Here is a 19945-nt window from a genome sequence, read left to right as displayed (position 1 = left end):
AACACGATGAATGCACCCGAGCCGCGGCCGCGCGGTACGCTGATGATCCAGGGCACGACGTCCGACGCGGGCAAGAGCACGCTCGTCGCGGGCCTGTGCCGCCTGGCGCGCCGTGCCGGCGCGCGCGTTGCGCCGTTCAAGCCGCAGAACATGGCGCTCAACAGCGCGGTGACGGCCGACGGCGGCGAGATCGGCCGCGCGCAGGCGCTGCAGGCGCTGGCCGCGGGCGTCGCGCCGCATACGGATTTCAACCCCGTGCTGCTGAAGCCGACGAGCGATCGCGGCGCGCAGGTGATCATTCACGGCAAGGCGCGCACGAACCTCGACGCGCGGGCGTATCACGGCTACAAGCCGGTCGCGTTCGACGCGGTGCTCGAGTCGTACGCGCGCCTGCGTGCCGGTTACGACACGGTGATCGTCGAGGGCGCAGGCAGCCCGGCCGAGATCAACCTGCGCGACGGCGACATCGCGAACATGGGCTTTGCCGAACGCGTCGACTGCCCGGTCGTGCTCGTCGCCGACATCGACCGCGGCGGCGTGTTCGCGCATCTGGTCGGCACGCTCGCGTGCCTGTCGGACAGCGAGCGCGCGCGCGTGCGCGGCTTCGTGATCAACCGTTTCCGCGGCGACTTCAAGCTGCTCGAACCGGGGCTCGACTGGCTGCGCGCGCAGACCGGCAAGCCCGTGTTCGGCGTGCTGCCGTACTTGCACGGGCTGCTGCTCGATGCGGAGGACATGCTGCCCGCGCAGGCGCGCAGCGCCGCCGCACGTGGCGCCGCCGGCGTACTGCGCGTCGTCGTGCCCGCGCTGCCGCGCATCAGCAACCATACCGATTTCGATCCGCTGCGCGCGCATCCGCAGGTCGAGTTCACGTACTGGAAGAGCGGCCCGGTGCCGGATGCCGACCTGCTGATCCTGCCCGGCTCGAAGAGCGTGCAGCGCGATCTCGGATGGCTGCGCGACGCGGGCTGGGACGCGGTGATCCGTCGCCACCTGCGCTACGGCGGCAAGGTGATCGGCATCTGCGGCGGGATGCAGATGCTCGGCCGCACGCTGGACGATCCGCTCGGCCTCGAAGGCGCGCCCGGCAGCGTGCCGGGGCTCGCGCTGCTCGATTTCGACACGACGCTGCAGCCCGACAAGACGCTGAAGAACGTGACCGGTCATCTCGCGCTGCCGGGCGGGGCCGCCGTGCGCGGCTACGAGATCCACATGGGCGACACGCGCGGGCCCGCGCTCGCCGCGCCCGCGCTGGCGCTGGCAGCCGACACCGCACAGGACGGCGCGCGCCCGGACGGCGCGGTTTCGGCCGACGGCCAGATCCTCGCGACCTACGTGCACGGGCTGTTCGACGCGCCCGACGCGTGCGCGGCGCTGCTCGCGTGGGCCGGGCTCGACGGCGCGGAGCGCATCGACTATCCGGCGCTGCGCGAGGCATCGCTGGAACGGCTGGCCGACACGTTCGCCGAACATCTCGACCTGGACGCGCTGTACGCCGAGTTTCGCTGAAGCGGCTCCGGGCCGCCCTCGCTTTTTCCGCCGGATCGCGTACAACACAAGGAGGGCGGAGGTCCGCCTGAAGGAGTCCGATGATGAAGGTTCGATGGTGGTGGAGCGTGCTGCTCGCGGCGCTGCTGGGCGCATCGGCGGTTGCGCACGCGTGCGATTCGTACACACCGGGCGGCGGCCAGTCCGGTTCCGGCGACGCCACACAAGGCAAGAGCGGGTACTGAAGTGGGGATCGGGGCATGATCGGTCGTGCCCCTTTTTTTGAATCTTATTCGTTCCTGTTGGGAATCAGTTAAAGCGGATTGGCATGTTTATCGGCCAAATCGGTTCGAATAGAGTGGGGCCCATTCTCATCCACTCACGAAGGAATCCGCCATGAACCCCAATCGCCTGAACGAATTCGCCGCGATGCTGCTGCGCGTCGCGCTCGGCGTGCTGTACCTCGCGCACGTCGCGCAGAAGGTGTTCGTCTTCACGCTGCCCGGCACCGCGCAGTTCTTCGCGTCGATCGGCCTGCCGGGCTGGCTCGCATACCTGACGACGTTCGTCGAACTGGCCGGCGGCCTGGCGCTGCTCGCGGGTTTCCGCGTGCGGGTTGCCGCGCTCGCGCTGCTGCCGTTCATGCTCGGCGCGACGGCCGCGCATCTGCCGAACGGCTGGAGCTTCTCGTCGCCGAACGGCGGCTGGGAATATCCGGCGTTCTGGGCCGTCACGCTTGCCGTGCAGGCGCTGCTGGGCGGCGGCGCGTTCGCGATCGGCGCCCGGAAGGTCGCGGTTCAGCGCATGTAAGGAAGTATCAGGGGCGCGCGGTTCGGCGCGACCCGTTCCGGTGATCCCCCGTTTGCCGATATCATCGCTCCCTGTATCCGCAATCGAGCGGCGCCAGCCATGCGGCCGGCGCCGCGTGGCTTTTTCGGGGGAATTCATGACGGTGATCGTGGTGGCGAATCCGAAGGGCGGCGTGGGGAAAAGCACGCTGTCCACCAATCTTGCCGGCTATTTCGCGGCGCAGGGCGCGTGGGTCGCGCTCGCCGACCTGGACCGGCAGCAGTCCGCGCATGCGTGGCTCGACCTGCGGCCGGCCGGCTTGCCGGCGATCGAGTCGTGGGATCTCGATCCGGACGCGCCGTCGAAGCCGCCGCGCGGCCTCGAATATGCGGTGATCGATACGCCGGCCGGCCTGCACGGCAACCGGCTCGGCGTCGCGCTGCAACTGGCCGACAAGGTGATCGTGCCGCTGCAGCCGTCGATGTTCGATATTCTCGCGACCCAGCAGTTTCTGGAGCGCCTCGCCGGCGAGAAGGCCGTGCGCAAGGGCGGCGTCGAGGTCGGGATCGTCGGGATGCGGGTCGATGCGCGCACGCGCTCGTCGGACCAGCTGCACCGCTTCGTCGAAGGGCTCGGCCTGCCGGTGCTCGGCTACGTGCGCGACACGCAGAACTACGTGCAGATCGCCGCGCACGGCCTCACGCTGTGGGACGTCGCGAAGAGCCGGGTCGAAAAGGATCTCGAACAGTGGCGGCCGATCGTCGAATGGGCCGAGCGCGGTGCGCCGAAGGCGGAGAAGGCCGCCAAGGCGTCCTGATCCGATCGCGCGGCCAACGAGGCCGGCGCGCGCCGAAATGAGAAAGGGCCGGATCCTGTGTCGCACGGGATTCGGCCCTTCGACCACAGGCGGCGCAGCCGCTCCCGCGCGCCACGGCACGCGGGCGGGCGGTCAGTCAGGTTACGTCCAGTTCTGCGTCGGCACGTGATCGCGGTGGCCCTTGATCTTGTTGCCGTCGTCGATGAACACGAGCTTCGGTTTCCAGCCGGCCTGCAGTTCGGCTTCGTCGACCATCGCGAACGCCGCGATGATCACGAGGTCGCCGAGCTGCGCACGGCGCGCGGCCGAGCCGTTCAGCGAGATCATCCCGCTGCCGCGCTCGCCCTTGATCGCGTACGTCGAGAAGCGCTCGCCGTTGTTGATGTTCCAGATGTCGATGCGTTCGTTTTCGACGATGTTCGACGCTTCGAGCAGGTCTTCGTCGATCGCGCACGAGCCTTCGTAATGCAGCTCGCAGTGCGTGACTGCCGCGCGGTGGATCTTCGATTTGAGCATGTGGCGCTGCATGGTGTCTCCGTGATGCGTCGTGAGAGGCGCGGGCGGGCGGCCCGTCAGATTTCCAGGTTGTCGATGAGGCGCGTCGCACCGAGCTTCGCGGCCGCGAGCACGACGAGCGGCTCACCGGCTTCGAGTTCGGCGGCGCTCGGCGCGATCAGGTTCGCACGGCGGCGGATCGACAGGTAGTCGGGCGCCCAGCCGCGCTCGGCCAGGTGCGTGCGCGCCTGTTGCTCGAGCTTGCCGAGGTCGCGCTCGCCGCCGAGCACGCTTTCGCGCATGCGCTGCAGCGTCTTCGCGAGTTCGGGCGCCTCCCGGCGCTCGTCGGCCGACAGGTAGCGGTTGCGCGACGACAGCGCGAGGCCGTCCTCGTCGCGCACGGTTTCGGCCGCGATGATGTCGACCGGCAGCGCGAGCTGCTGGCACATGCGGCGCACGATCATCAGCTGCTGGTAGTCCTTCTTGCCGAACACGGCGACGCGCGGCTGCACGCAGGCCATCAGCTTCGACACGACCGTGCACACGCCGGTGAAGAAGCCGGGCCGGAATTCCCCTTCGAGGATCCCGCCGAGATCGTCCGGCGGCAGCACGCGGTATTCCTGCGGTTCCGGGTACATGTCGCGCTCGGTCGGCGCGAACAGCACATAGACGTTTTCCCTCTGCAGCTTCTCGATATCGTCCTGCAGCGTGCGCGGGTATTTGTCGAAATCCTCGTTCGGGCCGAACTGCAGCCGGTTGACGAAGATGCTCGCCACGACCGGGTCGCCGTGCTGGCGCGCGAGGCGCATCAGCGACAGGTGCCCTTCGTGCAGGTTGCCCATCGTCGGCACGAACGCCGTGCGGTTCTGTCCGCGCAGCTGGTCGCGCAGTTCCTGGATCGAGCTGATGACTTTCATGATCGGGTAGCGGGTTCCTCGCGCATGCGCGCGTTGGCGCCGCGGCAGCGGCGTCGGGGTCGAAGCGGAGAACGCCGGCGCGCGGGCGGCGCATCGGGCGTCGGCGGATTGTAGAGGATTTGGCCGCCAAACGCATCGAAAAGAGAACGATCGTTCACTTTTTAATCGGGCGTGCCGGAAACGGGCGGCGACCTGGGGGCGCGGCCACCGCCGCGGCGAAGCGGCGAGCGTCGGCGTGAATCGGGAGAACGGGAAGGGCGGGCGCGGGCCTTAAGCGGGGAGGTACGCGAGGCGCACGTAGATCGGCGCGAACGGCTCCGGCTGCGTGATCTCGACGAGCGATTCGCGCGCGAGTTCGAGCATCGCGATGAAGTTCACGACGACGACCGGCACGCCGCGCGACGTGTCGAACAGGTCGGCGAACTCCATGAAGCGCGCGTTTTGCAGCCGGCGCAGGATCAGGCTCATGTGTTCGCGCACCGACAGCTCCTCGCGGGAGATCTTGTGGTGCTGGACGAGCTTCGCGCGCTTGAGCACGTCGGCCCACGCGGCGCGCAGGTCGTCGGAGTTCACGTCGGGAAAGCGCGGCGTGATGCTTTGCTCGATGTAGACCTCGGCGCGCAGGAAGTCGCGGCCGAGCTGCGGCAACTGGTCGAGGCGCTGCGCGGCGAGCTTCATCTGCTCGTATTCGAGCAGGCGGCGCACGAGTTCGGCACGCGGATCCTCCGCTTCGTCGCCGGTGTCGGCCTTCTTGACCGGCAGCAGCATCCGCGACTTGATCTCGATCAGCATCGCGGCCATCAGCAGGTATTCGGCCGCCAGTTCGAGGTTCGACGTGCGGATCTGGTCGACATAGCCCAGGTATTGCGCGGTGACCTGCGCCATCGGGATGTCGAGCACGTTGAAGTTCTGCTTGCGGATCAGGTACAGCAGCAGGTCGAGCGGGCCTTCGAACGTCTCGAGGAAGATCTCGAGCGCGTCGGGCGGAATGTAGAGATCCTGCGGCAGCTTGAAGAGCGGCTCGCCGTACAGGCGCGCGAACGCCGCGACACCGTCGACCGTGTCGGGCGTCGAATCGGCGCCCGCGGGCGCGGCGATCGCGTCGTCCTGCCGGGCGGCGCTGGCCTCGTCGGCGGCGCTCACGTCGTCAGAAGTTCTGGTAGTAGACGTACGACGTTTGCTTCACGCGCGATTCCTGCTGGTCGGCGCGCTCTTCGAGGTCGATCGGCTGCTTGTCCCACAGCAGCGAACGGCCCTTGCGCTGCTCTTCCTCGAGCGTCGGCTTCTGCTGCTTGAGCTGGTTCAGGAACTGCGTGACGTCGGACTGGTACGGCATGGCTGGATTTTCCGTTTCGGGCGGCGCACGATGCGCCGGATTCGCGTTGGCGGGATTTTACCGCATCGCGGGAACGGCCGGCGCCAATCGCGCGTCGAATCCGCGGGCCCGCACCTGCGGCGAAGCGGCCCGGGCCGGTGTGCGCGCCGTTGCGCGCAAGCGTCAAAGCCCCGCGCGTGCGGGCATGGCCGCTGCCCTGTGGTCAAATACAGGGTTTCCACGAAACCGTGACAACCGAGGGCGAGGTTATATTTGGCGGGGCAGTCGAACCAGCAAGCACACATGGCGCATGACCCGGGCCCGCGCGCGGCACGCAATCGCGCCGGCGCCGCGGCCCGCGCCGCGCGGGCGGTCCTCGCGGGGTGCGTCGCCGCGTTCTTCGCGCTGCCGGCCCACGCGAAGTACGACGTCGACATCGACGCGCCGCGCTCGGTCCGCAAGCTGCTCAAGTCGCATCTCGATATTGCGCGCTTCGCGAAGCGCGACGACATCAGCGAAGACCAGTTCGATTTCCTCGTGACCGCCACGCCGCAGCAGGTGCGCGACCTGACCGCGACGGCCGGTTATTTCTCGCCGGTCGTGCGCACCGACGTGCGTATGCGCGACGGCAAGCGCGACGTGCGCATCGCGGTCGATCCGGGCCCGCAGACCGTCGTGTCGACGGTCGACCTGACGTTCAAGGGCCCCGTCGACATCGAAGATCCGAAGCAGGAGGCCGCGACCCGCTTCGCGTTCTCGCTGAAGCCGGGCGACCCGTTCACGCAGTCCGACTGGGACGGCGCGAAGGGCGCGGCGCTCAAGCAACTGCAGTCGCGCCGCTATCTCGGCGCGAAGATCGTGTCGTCCGAGGCGCGCGTCGACCCGCGCACGCAGCGCGCGACGCTCGCGGTCGCGTTCGACAGCGGCCCGACGTTTACGATCGGCAAGGTCGATGTCGACGGCGTGCGCCGCTATCCGGAGAAGATCGTCACGAACGTCAATCCGCTGTCGGAAGGCGAGATCTACGACGCGCAGCGGATCACCGAATTGCAGCGGCAGTTGCAGAACACGCCGTACTACGCGAGCGTCGCGATCGACGTCGGCGACGATACGACGAAGCCCGAGCGCACGCCCGTGCACGTGAAGGTCAGCGAGTTCCCGTACAACAACATCCGCGGCGGCGTCGGCTATGCAACCGACACGGGCCCGCATGTGCAGGGCTCCTATACGTATCTCGACACGTTCGGCGCCGCGTGGCCGCTGACCGTGTCGGGCCGGCTCGACCAGATCCAGCAGTACGGGCAGGTCCAGCTGTCGATGCCGCCGGGCGAGAAAGGGTGGACCAACAGCGTGCTCGCGTCGTATACGAACACCAACGTGTCGGACACGCGCATCTACAGCGCGCGGGTCGGCGTGCAGCGCACGCGCACCGGCCAGTTCATCGACTATGCGTATTCGCTGATGTTCTACCAGGACCGGCTCGACCAGAACGGCGCGGGGCCGACCACGAGCCGCGCGCTCGTACCGCAATGGGCCTGGACGCGCCGCAACATCGACGATCCGCTGTTTCCGCGCTCGGGCAACCTGATCCACGCGGAGGCCGGCTTCGCGATCAAGGGCGTGGCAACCGACCAGACCTTCATCCGCGGCTACGCGCGCGGCCAGCAGTACCTGCCGATCGGCAAGCGCGACCTGTTCGTGTTCCGCGCGGAGCTCGGCGGCGTGTTCACGAGCGGCAGCTCGACCGGCGTGCCGGCGTCGCTGCTGTTCCGCGCGGGCGGCTCGAACTCGGTGCGAGGTTACGGTTACCAGAGCATCGGCAACAGCGTCGCCGGCTCCGTGTTGCCGACCAAGTACCTGATGACGGGCACCGCCGAATACCAGCACTGGTTCAACCGCGACTGGGGCGCTGCGACGTTCTTCGACATCGGCACCGCGACCGATGCGTGGGGCGAGAAGGTGTTTTATCCGGGCGTCGGCATCGGTGCGCGCTGGCGAAGCCCTGTGGGCCCGATCAACGTCGACGTCGCGTATGGGTTGCGCAACCACAGCGTGCGTCCGTACCTGACGCTCGGCATCGCTTTCTGAACGTACCGTTTCATCCACGACGAACCGCATGACGAAGGACCCGAACGACACGCCGCCGCCTCACGATCCGGACTCGCCCGACGGCGCGCCCGACGCGCCGCCGCGCGCGCCGCGCCGCGGACGCGTGGTGCGCGTCGTCGCGTGGACGCTCGCCACGGCCGTGCTGCTCGTCGTGCTGGCCGCCGGGCTCGTGCTGGCCGCGGCGACGACCGAGCGCGGCACGCGGCTCGCATGGCAGGTGGCCGGGCGCGTGCTCGGCGCACGGCTCGCGGGCACGCTCGAAGGCGGCTCGCTTGCGACCGGCGTGCGGTTGCGCGGCTTCGCGTGGACGAGCCCCGACGGCACCGGCACCGAGGTCCGCATCGACCGGATCGACGGCCGCTGGGCATTGACCCGCGCGCCGTGGCGGCTATCCATCGCCTATCTTCGCGCGGGCACGATCGACGTGCGGATCGCACCGGGGCCGTCGACGCCGAGCACGACGCCGCAGGATCTCAGCCTGCCGCTGCAGTTGCGGATCGACGATCTGCGCGTCGATCACCTCGCGATTCACGACGGCGGATCGACGACGCAACTCGACCGCCTCGCGCTGAACGGCCGCAGCGACGGCCGTCATCATGAACTCGTGCTCGACAGCATCGACACGCCGTACGGCGCGCTGACCGCGCGCGCGAAGCTCGACGGCGTGAAGCCGTTCGCGCTGACGGGCGAAGCCACCTACGCGGGCAAGCTGTCCGACGAGCCGGTCGACGCGCGGGCCCGCGTGTCGGGTTCGCTCGAGGCGCTCGTCGCGGACGTCGATGCGAGCGGGATGAAGCTGAGCGGGCGCGCGCACGTCGAGGCCGCGCCGTTCGGCGCGGTGCCGCTCACGCGCGCATCGCTCGCATTCGATCACGTGAATCCGCAGGCGCTCGCACCCGGCGCGCCGGCCGCCGATCTCGCGGTGCGCGCGGAGCTCGCGCCCGTGACCGCGCCTGCCGGCACCGCACCCGCGAAGGGTTTCGCGGTGACGGGCCCCGTGTCGATCGTCAACGCGAAGCCCGGCACGCTCGGCGATCACCTGCTGCCGGTGATCGACGCGCACGCGAACGTGCATCTCGACGCGCACGCGCAGCAGATCGACGATCTCGCGCTGAAGCTGATCCGCGACGGCAGCGTGACGGGCAATGGCACGCTGACGGGCGGCAAGGGCCGCTTCGACCTGAAGGTCGCGAACCTCGACCTGAACGCATTCGTCGCCGAGTTGCGGCCGATGCGCCTGGGCGGCCCGCTCGGCGTGACGCTCGCGGGCGACGTGACGACCGTCGATTTCGACCTGAACGACCCGAAGCTCGCGCTCGGCGCGCGCGCGAAGGTCGCGCTGACGCCGCAGCAGACCGTGCTGACCGACGCGCGCGTGACTGCGGCCAAGGGTCGTATCGACCTGACGGGCGTGTTTCGCCACGACGCGCACTCGAGCTACGACGCGAAGGCGACGCTGACGGCGTTCGATCCGCTGCTGCTCGCCGTGATGAGCGCGCCGAAGGCCGGCGGCGGCAAGGCGGCCGCCAACGCAAAGGCGCCGGCCAGGCGCGGCGAGACGCGCGTGTCGGGCACGCTGACCGCGTCGGGCGCGTTTGCGCCGCAGGTGTCGACGAAGGCGACCTTCAAGCTCGGCGACAGCCTGTACGACGGCGTGCCGCTGACCGGTGCCGGCGTCGTGCAGCTCGCCGGCTCGCGAATCCTGCCGAGCAACGCGAACCTGTCGATCGCGGGCAACCACGTCGATTTGCGCGGCAGCTTCGGCGCGCCCGGCGACCGGCTGCGCTTCGTCGTCGACGCGCCGCAGCTCGACCGGCTCGGCTTCGGCGTGGAAGGGCTCGTGCAGGCGCAGGGCGACCTGACCGGCAGCTTCGCGCACCCGAACGTGACGGCCACCTACAAGGCCGAGCGCGTCGTCGTCGGATCGAACCGGATCGGCGCCGCACAGGGCCGCGCGGACATCCGCGACGGCGCGCACGGCGCACTCGTGTTCACGGCCGACGCGACCGACATCGCGCTTGGCTCGCTGAAGCTGAAATCGCTGCGCGCGAATCTGAACGGCACGCGCGCGAAGCACACGCTCGACGCATCGGCGCTCGGGACGACCGGCGGCCGCGTGATCGACGTGACGCTCGCGGCTAACGGCGGCGTGATCGAGAACCGCGACGGGATGCGCTGGGACGGCACCGTCACGCGCCTCGCGAACCGCGGCACGCCGGCCGTCGCGCTGCAGGCGCCGCTCACCGTGTCGGCCGGCGCCGGCCGCGTGGCGCTCGGCGCGACGCGGCTCACGCTGGAAGGTGCGGCGATCGACCTGAAGTCGTTTGTGTTCGATCACGGCCAGATGCGCTCGGCGGGCTCGGTGAGAGGCGCATCGGTCGCACGCTTCCTCGAGGTCCGCCAGGAGCTGACGGGCCAGCGGCCGCCGGTACGCACCGACGTCGTGCTCGATGCCGACTGGGATTTCTCGCTCGGCGCGAACGCGACGGGCTACGTGCAGGCGAAGCGCCGCGGCGGCGACGTGACGGTCGAGAGCGGGCGCGGCATCGCGTCGCTCGGGCTGACCGACCTGTCCGCGCGCGCGAGCTTCGCGCCCGGCAACCGGCTCAACGTGACGGCGCTCGCGAAGGCGAACCGGATCGGCACGCTCGATGCGAACGTCACGGTGCCGTTCGCGCTGCGCGACGGCGTGTTCGGGGTTGTCAACGACGGCGCGCTGTCGGGCCGCATCGACGCCGACATCCCGTCGCTGAAAGCGACCGGCAACCTGTTCGGGCCGAGCTACCTGCTCGGCGGGCGCGCGGCGCTGAAGCTGACGGTCGCCGGCACGCCGGTGAAGCCGAACCTGTCGGGGATGCTGACGGGCGACGACCTGTCCGCGACGCTCGTCGACCAGGGCGTGCAGTTGAAGGATGGCATCGTGCGCGTGAAGCTCTCGGAAAACCTCGTCGAATTCCAGCAGGTCGAGTTCCACGGCGGCGACGGCACGCTGCGCGCGCTCGGCCGCGTGCGCCTCGACGGCGAGGCGCCCGACCTGACCGCGAGCATCGTCGCGGACAAGCTCGAACTGTTCGCGGCGCCGGACCGCAAGCTGTCGCTGTCGGGCAAGGCGACGGTCGCGAACGACGGGCCGCGCGGCGCGCTGTCGATCGACGGCAAGTTCGTCGTCGACCGCGCGCTGTTCGACCTGCCCGAGGAATCGGCGCCGCACCTGTCCGACGATGTCGTGATCGTGCAGCCGGACGGCACGGTGCGCGGCGAGACGCCGACCGGCACCGCGGTCGCGAAGCCGCCGCCGGCCACGGACAAGCCGGCGCCGTCGGTCGCGCCGCGCGCGAACATCGACATCGGCCTCGGCAACAACTTCCGCTTCAAGGGCCACGGCGCGGATCTCGGGCTGCGCGGCACGATCACCGTGATGAGCGCGCCAGGCGTGCCGCTGCGTGCGGTCGGCAACGTGCGCGTGACCGAAGGATCGACGTACACGGCGTTCGGCCGCAAGCTCGCGATCGAGAACGGCTTCTTCACGTTCAACGGGCCCGTGTCGAACCCGGGCGTCAACATCCTCGCGATGCGGCGCAACCAGGAGGTCGAGGCCGGCGTGCAGGTGACGGGCATGATCCAGTCGTCGACGGTCAAGCTCGTGTCCGAGCCGAACGTCACCGACAACGAGAAGCTGTCGTGGCTGCTGTTCGGGCACGGCACCGACCAGGGCAACAACGTCGGCCAGCAGGGCGCGATGACGGCCGCGCTCGCGCTGCTCGGCAGCGCGACCGGCAAGCGCGTCGCGCAGACCATCGGCCTCGACGAATTCTCGATCGGCCGCAGCGACGTCGGCCTGACCGACCCGCAGGTCGTGCAGGTGTCGAAGGCGATCAACGAGCGCTTCGTGCTCGGCTACGAGCAGGGGCTGCAGTCGGCCAGCAACGCGTTCAAGGCGACGATCAACCTGACGCGCTTCTGGTCGGTGTCCGCGTACGGCGGCACGTTCCAGGGCGTCGACCTGAACTACACGCGGCGCTTCGATCGCTGGTTCGGGCAGCGGTGATCAAGGGGCGCGCTCCGGCCCCCGCTCAGCCCGACGCGCCCGGCCTCGGGTCGGCGCGCAGGCATGCGTCGAAGGCTTCGCGCGTAGCGGCGACCGTCACGTCGACCTGCAGCCAGCGGCCGCGTGCATCAAGCCGCCGTGCGCGGAAGTAGTGGCGGTATTGCAGCGCGGTAGCCGCGACCGGCGGCGTCACCCGCGCATTCCACGATTCGATCGAGAAGCCGTCGGCGTCGAGCCATTGCAGCAGCCGTGACAGATCCGCATCGTCGGGCGGCACGACGAGGTCGACGTCGTTCAGCGGCGCAGCGGCGGCATCGTCCGCTGCCGCCGCGAGCCGTTGCGCGAAGCCGCCGATCGCCGCGAACGCGAAGCCCTCGCGCGTCAGCGCGGCCACCAGCGCGCGGGCTGCGTCGACGTCACTCGCGAGCGGCGCCTTGCGGCACACGAGCGCGTATTCATGCGTGCGGTCGGTGGCGCCGGCGCCGTGCGGCGCCGGGCCGTCGGCGCGTTCGTAGATCAGCACGCGTTCGTCGTGCAACACGAAGCGCTCGCCGAGCAATCGCGCGACATCCCATGCCAGCGGCACGAACCGGCCGCCGACCCGCAGGTTCTGCGCCATCGCGATGCACCAGCCGCCCGGCTCGAGCAGCGCATGCACGCCGGCGAACACGTTGCGCATCCGCTCGAGATACGGCGCATAGCAATCGACGCCGTACAGTTGCCCGTCGCGCGGGCTGTCGGGCAACCCCGTGCAGCCGAAGTAGGGCACGCTCGTCAGGCACAGCGTGAACGGGCCGCCAGCGCGGCGTGCCGCGGCCTGCGTCGCGTCGCTCGACAGGTCGCCGGCCAGCACCGGATAGCGGGCGGGTGGCGCGCCCGTGCGCGCGAGTCGTTCGCGTGCGAATGCGACGCGCGCCGGGTCGATCTCGACGCCGAGCGCCGGCACGCCGCATCGCGCGGCGGCGACGAGCGTCGTGCCGAAGCCGCCGAACGGATCGACGATCCAGCCGCCCGGCGTCGCGTGGCTGCCGATGAATGGCATCATCTGCTCGACCCAGCCGCAATCGCGCGCGGCAAACGCATCCCGCGCGCGCAGGTCGGCGGGCAGGGTGGTGTCGGCGGCCTCGTCGGTCAGGCGCAGCCAGCTAGTCACGACGGTCATCGTTGCTCCACAGGATGTCGCGCGCCGGATGCCAGCCGGCGCACAGGTTGCCGTTCGGGTGGAACACGAGCTTGTACACGGCATCGCGCAACTCGTGCTCGCGCATCGCGCCGTAGTCGGACGTCTCGAACACGACCTCGAAGCCGTCGCGATGCGTCCAGCGCGCATTCCAGAAGTAGTAGCCGGCCGTCAGCGCGATCGGTTCGTACTGCGCGGAAAACGCGGCGTCCGCCGCGCAGGCGAGCAGCAGCGCGTCGATCGGAACACGTGTGCGGTCGATGTAGCGCCGCGTCGCGTTGTGCCGATAGGTGTCGGGCAGCGCGGAGAACTCGCGGAAGATCACCGAGCGGGCCCCGAGCGCGCGTGCATGGGCCAGATAGCGGAGCACGTCCGCCGGCGTCTCGATGCCGCCGCGCTGCACGATGCAGACGAGCTTGACCGGAAAGTGCGCGCGCGCGGCGGCAAATGCCGTTTCGAACGCGTGCTGGTGCCTCACGTGCCGGCCTGGCCGAAAGCGCATGATCGACTGGTTCACGTCGTCGCGGTCGTGATGCCGCGACCATTCGAGCCATGAGATGCCGAAGTCCGCGAGGGCCGGCAGCAGCGCGTCGCCGTGTTCGACGAGCCCGGCGCCGTTTGTGTACAGCACGCTGCCGGTTGCGTCCGGACCGTCGTCGCCGGCCGCGCCGAGCGTCGCGACGAGCGACAGCAGCCAGCGCGGATCGTCCGTGTTCTCGAGCCCGGACAGCGAATACGACAGCGGCACGCCGCGCAGGGTGCTCAGCGCACGCCGCAGCGTGTCGAAATAGTCGGCCGCCGGGCGCAGGCCTGCCGCTACCGGGCCCGACGCGGTTTCGTCGACCAGCGTTTCCGAGCAGAACCGGCAACGCGCGGAGCAGGGCTGCGCCGCCGCGTACGGCGTGAACGTGAGCGGCTGCGCGAAGCGGATCGTTCGGCCGGCAACGGTATGGACATGCCAGCGGCGGCTGTCGTCGGCGGGCGGCTCGCGCAACGCGAGCCACGCGAAGCGCCGGGCGAGCGTGTCGAACGCGCGGCTGCGCGCGACGAGCGGCGCGACGGCGTTGGCGTGCGCGATCGGCACGAGCGGAATCGTGATCGGGGCGCGGGCATGGCTCGCGCGCGGCGAAGCACGCGTGCGTTCCGCTGGCGGGGTGTCGGAAGTGTGTGTCATGTCGTTATTCTTGGGTGGGGCCTGCCGCCACGGCCTGGGTGGACCGCTGGATGCGGTCTTCGGAATCCGGCGGGCCCGATGTCGTCGCCATGTTAGCCGAACTCGCGCGCTGCGCGTCGGGCGGTGCTGCGCGCGCCACGCCATGAAAAAAAGCCCCGCACGTATCGTGCGAGGCTTTCTTCTCAAGCAGTGGCGTGTGCTGCTTACTTCACGCGCATGCCGGGCTTCGCGCCGCTGTGCGGCTCGAGGATGTAGAGGCCCGGCTCGGCTTTCTCGTCGGTTGCCGACGCCGCGAGCACCATCCCTTCGGACAGGCCGAACTTCATCTTGCGCGGCGCGAGATTCGCGACCATCACCGTCAGCTTGCCGACGAGCTGCTCGGGCTGGTACGCGGACTTGATGCCCGAGAACACGTTGCGGGTCTTTTCCTCGCCGATGTCGAGCGTGAGCTGCAGCAGCTTGTCCGAGCCTTCGACGGCCTGGCACGCGACGATCTTCGCGATGCGCAGATCGATCTTCGCGAAATCGTCGATCGAGATGGGGGCGTCGTCGGCGCCGTTCACGACGGCCGGCTTCGCATTCGCCTTGGCGTTCTTCGCATCCTTCGCGGCGTTCGCGGCGTTCGCGCTCGGAGCAGCCGCGTCGGCTTGCAGCGAATCGCGGTTGGCGGCGAGCAGCGCGTCGATCTGCTTCGCGTCGACGCGCGTCATCAGGTGCTGGTAAGCCTTGATCGGCTGTTCCGACGACAGCGGCTTCGCGGCATCGGCCCACGTGAGCGGCGCAATCCCGAAGAACGATTCGACGGATTCGGCGACGCGCGGCATCACCGGCTTCAGCGCGAGCGACAGCAGGCGGAACGCCTCGAGGCTCACGCTGCAGGTTTCGTGCAGCGCGACCGCGTTGGCCGGATCCTTCGCGAGCTCCCACGGCTTCGCGCCGTCGACGTACGCGTTCACGTCGTCCGCGAGCTCCATCGTGTGGCGCAGCGCGCGGCTGTATTCGCGTGCTTCGTAGTTCGCGGCGATCGCGGGAATCGCATCGCGCAGCTTCGCGACGAGCGGATGGTTCATCGCGCTGTCCTGCACGCGGCCGTCGAAGCGCTTGAGCAGGAAGCCGGCCGCGCGGCTCGCGATGTTCACGTACTTGCCGACGAGGTCGCTGTTCACGCGTGCCTGGAAGTCGTCGAGGTTCAGGTCGATGTCTTCCATGGTCGCGTTCAGCTTCGCGGCGAAGTAGTAGCGCAGCCATTCCGGGTTCAGGCCCGTGTCGATGTAGCTCTGCGCGGTGATGAACGTGCCGCGCGACTTCGACATCTTCGCGCCGTCGACCGTCAGGAAGCCGTGCGCGAACACGTTGGTCGGCGTGCGGTGGCCCGAGAACTCGAGCATCGCGGGCCAGAACAGCGTGTGGAAGTACAGGATGTCCTTGCCGATGAAGTGGTACTGCTCGGCCTTCGAGCCCGCGCGGATCCACGCGTCGAAATCGATGCCGTTGCGGTCGCACAGGTTCTTGAAGCTCGCGTAGTAGCCGACCGGCGCGTCGAGCCACACGTAGAAATACTTGCCGGGCGCACCGGGGATCTCGAAGCCGAAGTACGGCGCGTCACGCGAGATGTCCCAGTCGGCGAGCTTGGCCTCGCCGGCGTCGCCGAGCCATTCGCGCATCTTGTTGGTCGCTTCGGGCTGCGCGAGGCCGCTCACCCATTCGCGCAGGAACGTCTCGCAGCGCGGGTCGGACAGGCGGAAGAAGTAGTGCTTCGACGTCTTGCGCACCGGCGTCGCGCCCGACACGACCGAATACGGGTTCAGCAGTTCGGTCGGCAGGTAGGTCGAGCCGCACACCTCGCAGTTGTCGCCGTACTGGTCCTTCGCGTGGCACTTCGGGCACTCGCCCTTGATGAAGCGGTCCGGCAGGAACATTTCCTTGACCGGGTCGTACGCCTGCTCGATCTCGCGTTCGGCGATCAGGCCGGCTTCCCGCAGCGCGAGGTAGATCTGCTCGCTCAGCACGCGGTTCTCGTCCGAGTCGGTCGAGTAGAAGTTGTCGAACGACACGCCGAAGCTGTCGAAATCGCGCTTGTGCTCGGTCCAGACGCGGTCGATCAGCTGCTTCGGGCTCAGGCCTTCCTTCTCCGCGCGCAGCATGATCGGCGTGCCGTGCGTGTCGTCGGCGCCGATGTAGTAGACCTCATGGCCGTGCATTCGCAGCGTCCGCACCCAGATGTCGGTCTGGATGTACTCGACCAGGTGGCCGATGTGGATCTGCCCGTTGGCATAGGGCAGTGCGGACGTAACGAGGATCTGGCGGGCGCCTTGCGGCACCGCAGCCTGCACGGAAGTGAGGTCGGTTGCGGACATAGGGTCTGTAGAGGAACGGCGGAAATACGACGGGAAACTGCGATTCTAGCAGGGGCGCGGGCCGGGGAGGCGGGCTGGCGCCGCGTAGCGGGCGCCGGAGCCGGCGGGGCCGCGCAAGCGGTGTGCCCGGCAGTGATATGTTGCGCCGCAACACGAATTCCGCAGGCAAAAAAAACCGGGGCGGATATGGCCCCGGAGCAACAACGACAAGAGGAGAATGGTGACGCGCCGGCAACTCCCAGCCGCGTACCGTAAATACTGACCACGCCCCGCCACGGAAGTTCGAAAATTTTTTCGATTTGTTACCGGCCCCGACGGATGCCTTGTCCGGCGGGGCTGCGCGGGCGGCGTGCCCGCGCCTTCCCCTCGTCGTGCGCTTATTGCGCCTGCGCTGCGCGCAGGTAGATTTCGACGCGGCGGTTTTGTGCGCGGCCGGCTTCGGTCGCGTTGTCCGCGATCGGGTTCGATGCGCCCATGCCTTGCGCCGACAGACGGCCGCCGTTGACGCCGCGCTGCGCGAGCGCGTTCACGACGCTTTGCGCGCGGTTCTGCGACAGCGTCTGGTTCAGCTGCGCCGAGCCCGTGCTGTCCGTGTAGCCGACGACCGATGCCGTCACTTGCGGGTTCTGGTTCAGCGTCGTCGCCAGGTCGTTCAGCAGCGGCGTGAATGCCGGCGTGATCGCGTACTGGTTCGTCGCGAACGTCACCGAGCTCGGCACGTTCAGCTTCAGCGAGCCGTCCGGCTGCTCGGTCACCTGCGTGCCCGTCTGCGCTGCCGACGGCGCGAGCTTGTTCCTGATCGCCTGCCAGTTGTAACCCGTCACGCCGCCGACCAGCGCGCCGACGCCCGCGCCGATCGCCGCGCCCTTGCCGCCGCCCGCCAGTGCGCCGATGCCCGCGCCCAGCGCCGCACCCGTGCCGGTACCGACGGCCGTGTTGGTGCCTTGCGGAGATGCGCAGCCGGCCAGCACTGCACCGGCCAGGGCGAAGACGGACAGGCGAGTCGCGATTTTCATGTTCATCTTGGATTCCTCTCTTGGTTGAACGAGTCGACAACGACAACTACAGTTACGGCTCCCCGCACAGGCCGCCCGAAAAAGGAGGGCGGGCCTGGCGCTCGCGGCAGCCGCCGAGGCGGCCGCATGCCCTGTCCGTCAACATGGCTGTTCGGACAGCGCGACGCGTCAGCCTCTACAATATAGGCGGTTAGTGGCCGATTTGGCCCCATAGCGTGCCGCACGCGAAGAGTGCGCCGGGTCGCGCGTTCGCGCAATGGCATGCAACAGATTCTTTCACTTTTCCCGATTTTCGCAGCGTAATTTGATATTTTTTGACGTTTGCGCGCGAGAAAAACGTTTTCATGGAGTTTCGATGAGCATTGACCGGGCACAAGTCGACGCCGCACTGGCGGCTGTCGTCGACCCCAATACCGGCCGGCCGTATGCGGCGAACAAGGGCGTGCGCAACGTCGCGATCGACGGCGATGTCGTGGCGCTCGACGTGGTGCTCGGTTATCCCGCGCGCAGCCAGCACGACGACGTGCGCGCACGCGTTGCGGCGGCGCTCCAGGCCGTGCCGGGCGTGCGCGACGCGCGCGTCGCCGTGTCGCAGGAGATCGTCGCGCACACGGTGCAGCGCGGCGTGAAGCTGCTGCCGAACGTGAAGAACATCGTCGCGGTGGCGTCGGGCAAGGGCGGTGTCGGCAAGAGCACGACGGCCGTGAACCTCGCGCTCGCGCTCGCCGCGGAAGGCGCATCGGTCGGCATTCTCGACGCCGACATCTATGGCCCGTCGCTGCCGACGATGCTCGGCATCCACGGCCAGCGCCCCGAGTCGCCCGACAACCAGTCGATGAACCCGCTCGTCGGCCACGGGCTGCAGGCGAACTCGATCGGCTTCCTGATCGAGGAAGACAACCCGATGGTGTGGCGCGGCCCGATGGCGACCTCTGCGCTCGAGCAGTTGCTGCGCCAGACCAACTGGCGCGAGCTCGACTACCTGATCGTCGACATGCCGCCCGGCACGGGCGACATCCAGCTGACGCTCGCGCAGCGCGTGCCCGTCACGGGCGCGGTGATCGTCACGACGCCGCAGGACATCGCGCTGCTCGACGCGAAGAAGGGCCTGAAGATGTTCGAGAAGGTCGGGATTCCGATCCTCGGCATCGTCGAGAACATGAGCATCCACATCTGCTCGAACTGCGGCCACGAGGAGCACATCTTCGGCGCCGGCGGGGCCGAGCGGATGGCGAAGGACTACGATGTGAACGTGCTCGGCAGCCTGCCGCTCGACATCGCGATCCGCGAGCGGGCCGACAGCGGCACGCCGACGGTCGCGGCCGATCCGGACGGCGCGCTGGCGCGTCGCTACCGCGACATCGCGCGCGGGGTCGCGCTGGCGATTGCCGAGCGCGCGCGCGACATGACGTCGAAGTTCCCGACCATCGTTGTTCAAAATACGTAAAACCCTTGCGGGGCGGGGCCTCACGCTGTTTACGGCGCCGCGAGGCGCGGTATCATGGCGACTTTTCCCGGGTCCCTTTACCCGCCCGGCACGGCCGCCGTGTCAAACGGCCGTCAGCCGGCATGAGGATCGAATGAAACAACGACATCACGGGGTGCGCGCCGGCCGCGCGCGGCACGCGCTGCTGGCCGTCGCCGCGCTGGGCCTGCTGGCCGGCTGCACCTCCTTTTCCTCGTCGCACGAAAAACGGGCCGACGCACAACTGCAGCCGACGGTCGGCTCGCAGGCGCGCGGCGCGGTGACGTTCGTCGAACGCCCGGACGGCGTCCAGGTCACCTACAACCTGGTCGGCCTGCCGCCGAACAGCGATCACGCGCTGCAGGTGCACGAGCGCGGCGACTGCAACGCGGGCGACGGCTCGAGCGCCGGCCAGGTGTTCGCGCCGGCCGCCGACCGTCTGCGCGCGGGCGCCCGCGTCGCCGGCGATCTCGGCAACATCCATGCGGATGCGAACGGTGTCGCGGCCGGCTTCATCGTCGCTCCCGATCTGGCCCTCGATGGCGTGCGCTCGGCGATGAGCCGCGCGGCGCTGGTGCACCGCGACCCGGGCGATCCCGCGTTTCCGCAGCATGGCGCGGGGCCCGCGCTCGCCTGCGGCGTGATCCGCTGACGGCTGCCGCGTGCGCGGGCCGATGATCGCGTAAAATGTCCGCCTTTCCGGGCCGCCACCTCGCGCGAGCGGCCGTTCCTGACTGTCACGCAGCGTTTCCTGGCGCCCCGATATGAATCGACC

16 protein-coding genes are annotated in these 19945 nt (G+C 69.1%); 8 read left to right on the top strand and 8 right to left on the bottom strand.

From position 1 onward, the window contains the following. The first annotated feature begins 6 nt into the window (after positions 1 to 6). The 4 genes from ACNQQL_RS14550 to ACNQQL_RS14535 all read left to right on the top strand — a co-directional run bounded on the left by ACNQQL_RS14550 (position 7) and on the right by ACNQQL_RS14535 (position 3094). Positions 7 to 1509 (top strand): cobyric acid synthase, encoded by a 1503-nt coding sequence (locus tag ACNQQL_RS14550; RefSeq protein ID WP_347064514.1) that lies wholly within the window; start codon positions 7 to 9, stop codon positions 1507 to 1509. 80 nt (positions 1510 to 1589) lie between these two features. Further along, positions 1590 to 1733 (top strand): hypothetical protein, encoded by a 144-nt coding sequence (locus tag ACNQQL_RS14545; RefSeq protein ID WP_175964185.1) that lies wholly within the window; start codon positions 1590 to 1592, stop codon positions 1731 to 1733. A gap of 151 nt (positions 1734 to 1884) precedes the next feature. After that, on the top strand, positions 1885 to 2298 hold the full coding sequence (locus ACNQQL_RS14540; RefSeq protein ID WP_347064513.1) for a DoxX family protein: 414 nt from the start codon (positions 1885 to 1887) through the stop codon (positions 2296 to 2298). 136 nt (positions 2299 to 2434) lie between these two features. Beyond that, on the top strand, positions 2435 to 3094 hold the full coding sequence (locus ACNQQL_RS14535; protein ID WP_347064512.1) for a ParA family protein: 660 nt from the start codon (positions 2435 to 2437) through the stop codon (positions 3092 to 3094). 141 nt (positions 3095 to 3235) lie between these two features. On the opposite strand, the gene panD is transcribed toward ACNQQL_RS14535, so the two are convergent. The 4 genes from panD to ACNQQL_RS14515 form a co-directional block, all read right to left on the bottom strand. Further along, positions 3236 to 3622, bottom strand: a complete 387-nt coding sequence (panD, locus tag ACNQQL_RS14530) for an aspartate 1-decarboxylase (RefSeq protein WP_031398432.1) — start codon at positions 3620 to 3622, stop codon at positions 3236 to 3238. Between the two features lie 44 nt (positions 3623 to 3666). Beyond that, on the bottom strand, positions 3667 to 4506 hold the full coding sequence (gene panC / locus ACNQQL_RS14525) for a pantoate--beta-alanine ligase (protein ID WP_347064511.1): 840 nt from the start codon (positions 4504 to 4506) through the stop codon (positions 3667 to 3669). A gap of 270 nt (positions 4507 to 4776) precedes the next feature. Continuing rightward, positions 4777 to 5649, bottom strand: coding sequence for a segregation and condensation protein A (locus tag ACNQQL_RS14520; RefSeq protein WP_034178758.1), 873 nt, complete (start codon positions 5647 to 5649; stop codon positions 4777 to 4779). Positions 5650 to 5653: 4 nt separating this feature from the next. Further along, entirely contained in the window at positions 5654 to 5842 is a 189-nt protein-coding gene (locus tag ACNQQL_RS14515; RefSeq protein WP_034178757.1) for a DUF3460 family protein, read from the bottom strand. Between the two features lie 252 nt (positions 5843 to 6094). On the opposite strand from ACNQQL_RS14515, the gene ACNQQL_RS14510 reads away from it, so the two are divergent. Continuing rightward, positions 6095 to 7909, top strand: a complete 1815-nt coding sequence (locus tag ACNQQL_RS14510; RefSeq protein ID WP_347064510.1) for an autotransporter assembly complex family protein — start codon at positions 6095 to 6097, stop codon at positions 7907 to 7909. Between the two features lie 28 nt (positions 7910 to 7937). Next, positions 7938 to 11978 carry a translocation/assembly module TamB domain-containing protein gene (locus ACNQQL_RS14505; protein ID WP_347064509.1) on the top strand — a complete coding sequence of 1347 codons (4041 nt, stop codon included), beginning with the start codon at positions 7938 to 7940 and terminating at the stop codon, positions 11976 to 11978. A gap of 25 nt (positions 11979 to 12003) precedes the next feature. Here the strand turns inward: ACNQQL_RS14505 and ACNQQL_RS14500 are convergent, their stop codons facing one another. From ACNQQL_RS14500 to ACNQQL_RS14485, 4 genes are all read right to left on the bottom strand, one after another. Next, positions 12004 to 13140, bottom strand: coding sequence for a DNA methyltransferase (locus tag ACNQQL_RS14500; protein ID WP_347064508.1), 1137 nt, complete (start codon positions 13138 to 13140; stop codon positions 12004 to 12006). After that, positions 13124 to 14332: a hypothetical protein gene (locus tag ACNQQL_RS14495; RefSeq protein ID WP_239483341.1), complete on the bottom strand. Its 1209-nt coding sequence runs from the start codon at positions 14330 to 14332 to the stop codon at positions 13124 to 13126. Before ACNQQL_RS14495 ends, ACNQQL_RS14500 begins: the two co-directional genes overlap by 17 nt. Positions 14333 to 14535: 203 nt before the next feature. Next, complete coding sequence (gene metG / locus ACNQQL_RS14490) at positions 14536 to 16689, bottom strand: methionine--tRNA ligase (protein ID WP_347064507.1); 2154 nt, start codon at positions 16687 to 16689, stop codon at positions 14536 to 14538. Positions 16690 to 17066: 377 nt separating this feature from the next. Next, positions 17067 to 17711, bottom strand: a complete 645-nt coding sequence (locus ACNQQL_RS14485) for an OmpA family protein (RefSeq protein WP_072440929.1) — start codon at positions 17709 to 17711, stop codon at positions 17067 to 17069. A gap of 349 nt (positions 17712 to 18060) precedes the next feature. On the opposite strand from ACNQQL_RS14485, the gene apbC reads away from it, so the two are divergent. Both apbC and sodC read left to right on the top strand, forming a co-directional pair. Further along, positions 18061 to 19152: an iron-sulfur cluster carrier protein ApbC gene (gene apbC / locus ACNQQL_RS14480; protein WP_034178752.1), complete on the top strand. Its 1092-nt coding sequence runs from the start codon at positions 18061 to 18063 to the stop codon at positions 19150 to 19152. A 133-nt stretch (positions 19153 to 19285) separates the two neighbouring features. Continuing rightward, a complete protein-coding gene (gene sodC / locus ACNQQL_RS14475) occupies positions 19286 to 19822 on the top strand; it encodes a superoxide dismutase [Cu-Zn] (RefSeq protein WP_347064506.1) in 537 nt (178 codons plus the stop codon). Positions 19823 to 19945: the final 123 nt, after the last annotated feature.

Origin of the sequence: Burkholderia sp. LFS061, assembly GCF_047978125.1 — a bacterium.
Classification (GTDB): domain Bacteria; phylum Pseudomonadota; class Gammaproteobacteria; order Burkholderiales; family Burkholderiaceae; genus Burkholderia; species Burkholderia pyrrocinia_C.
Note: the sequence above shows the minus strand (reverse complement) of the source record. Positions and strands in the feature narration are given on the sequence as shown.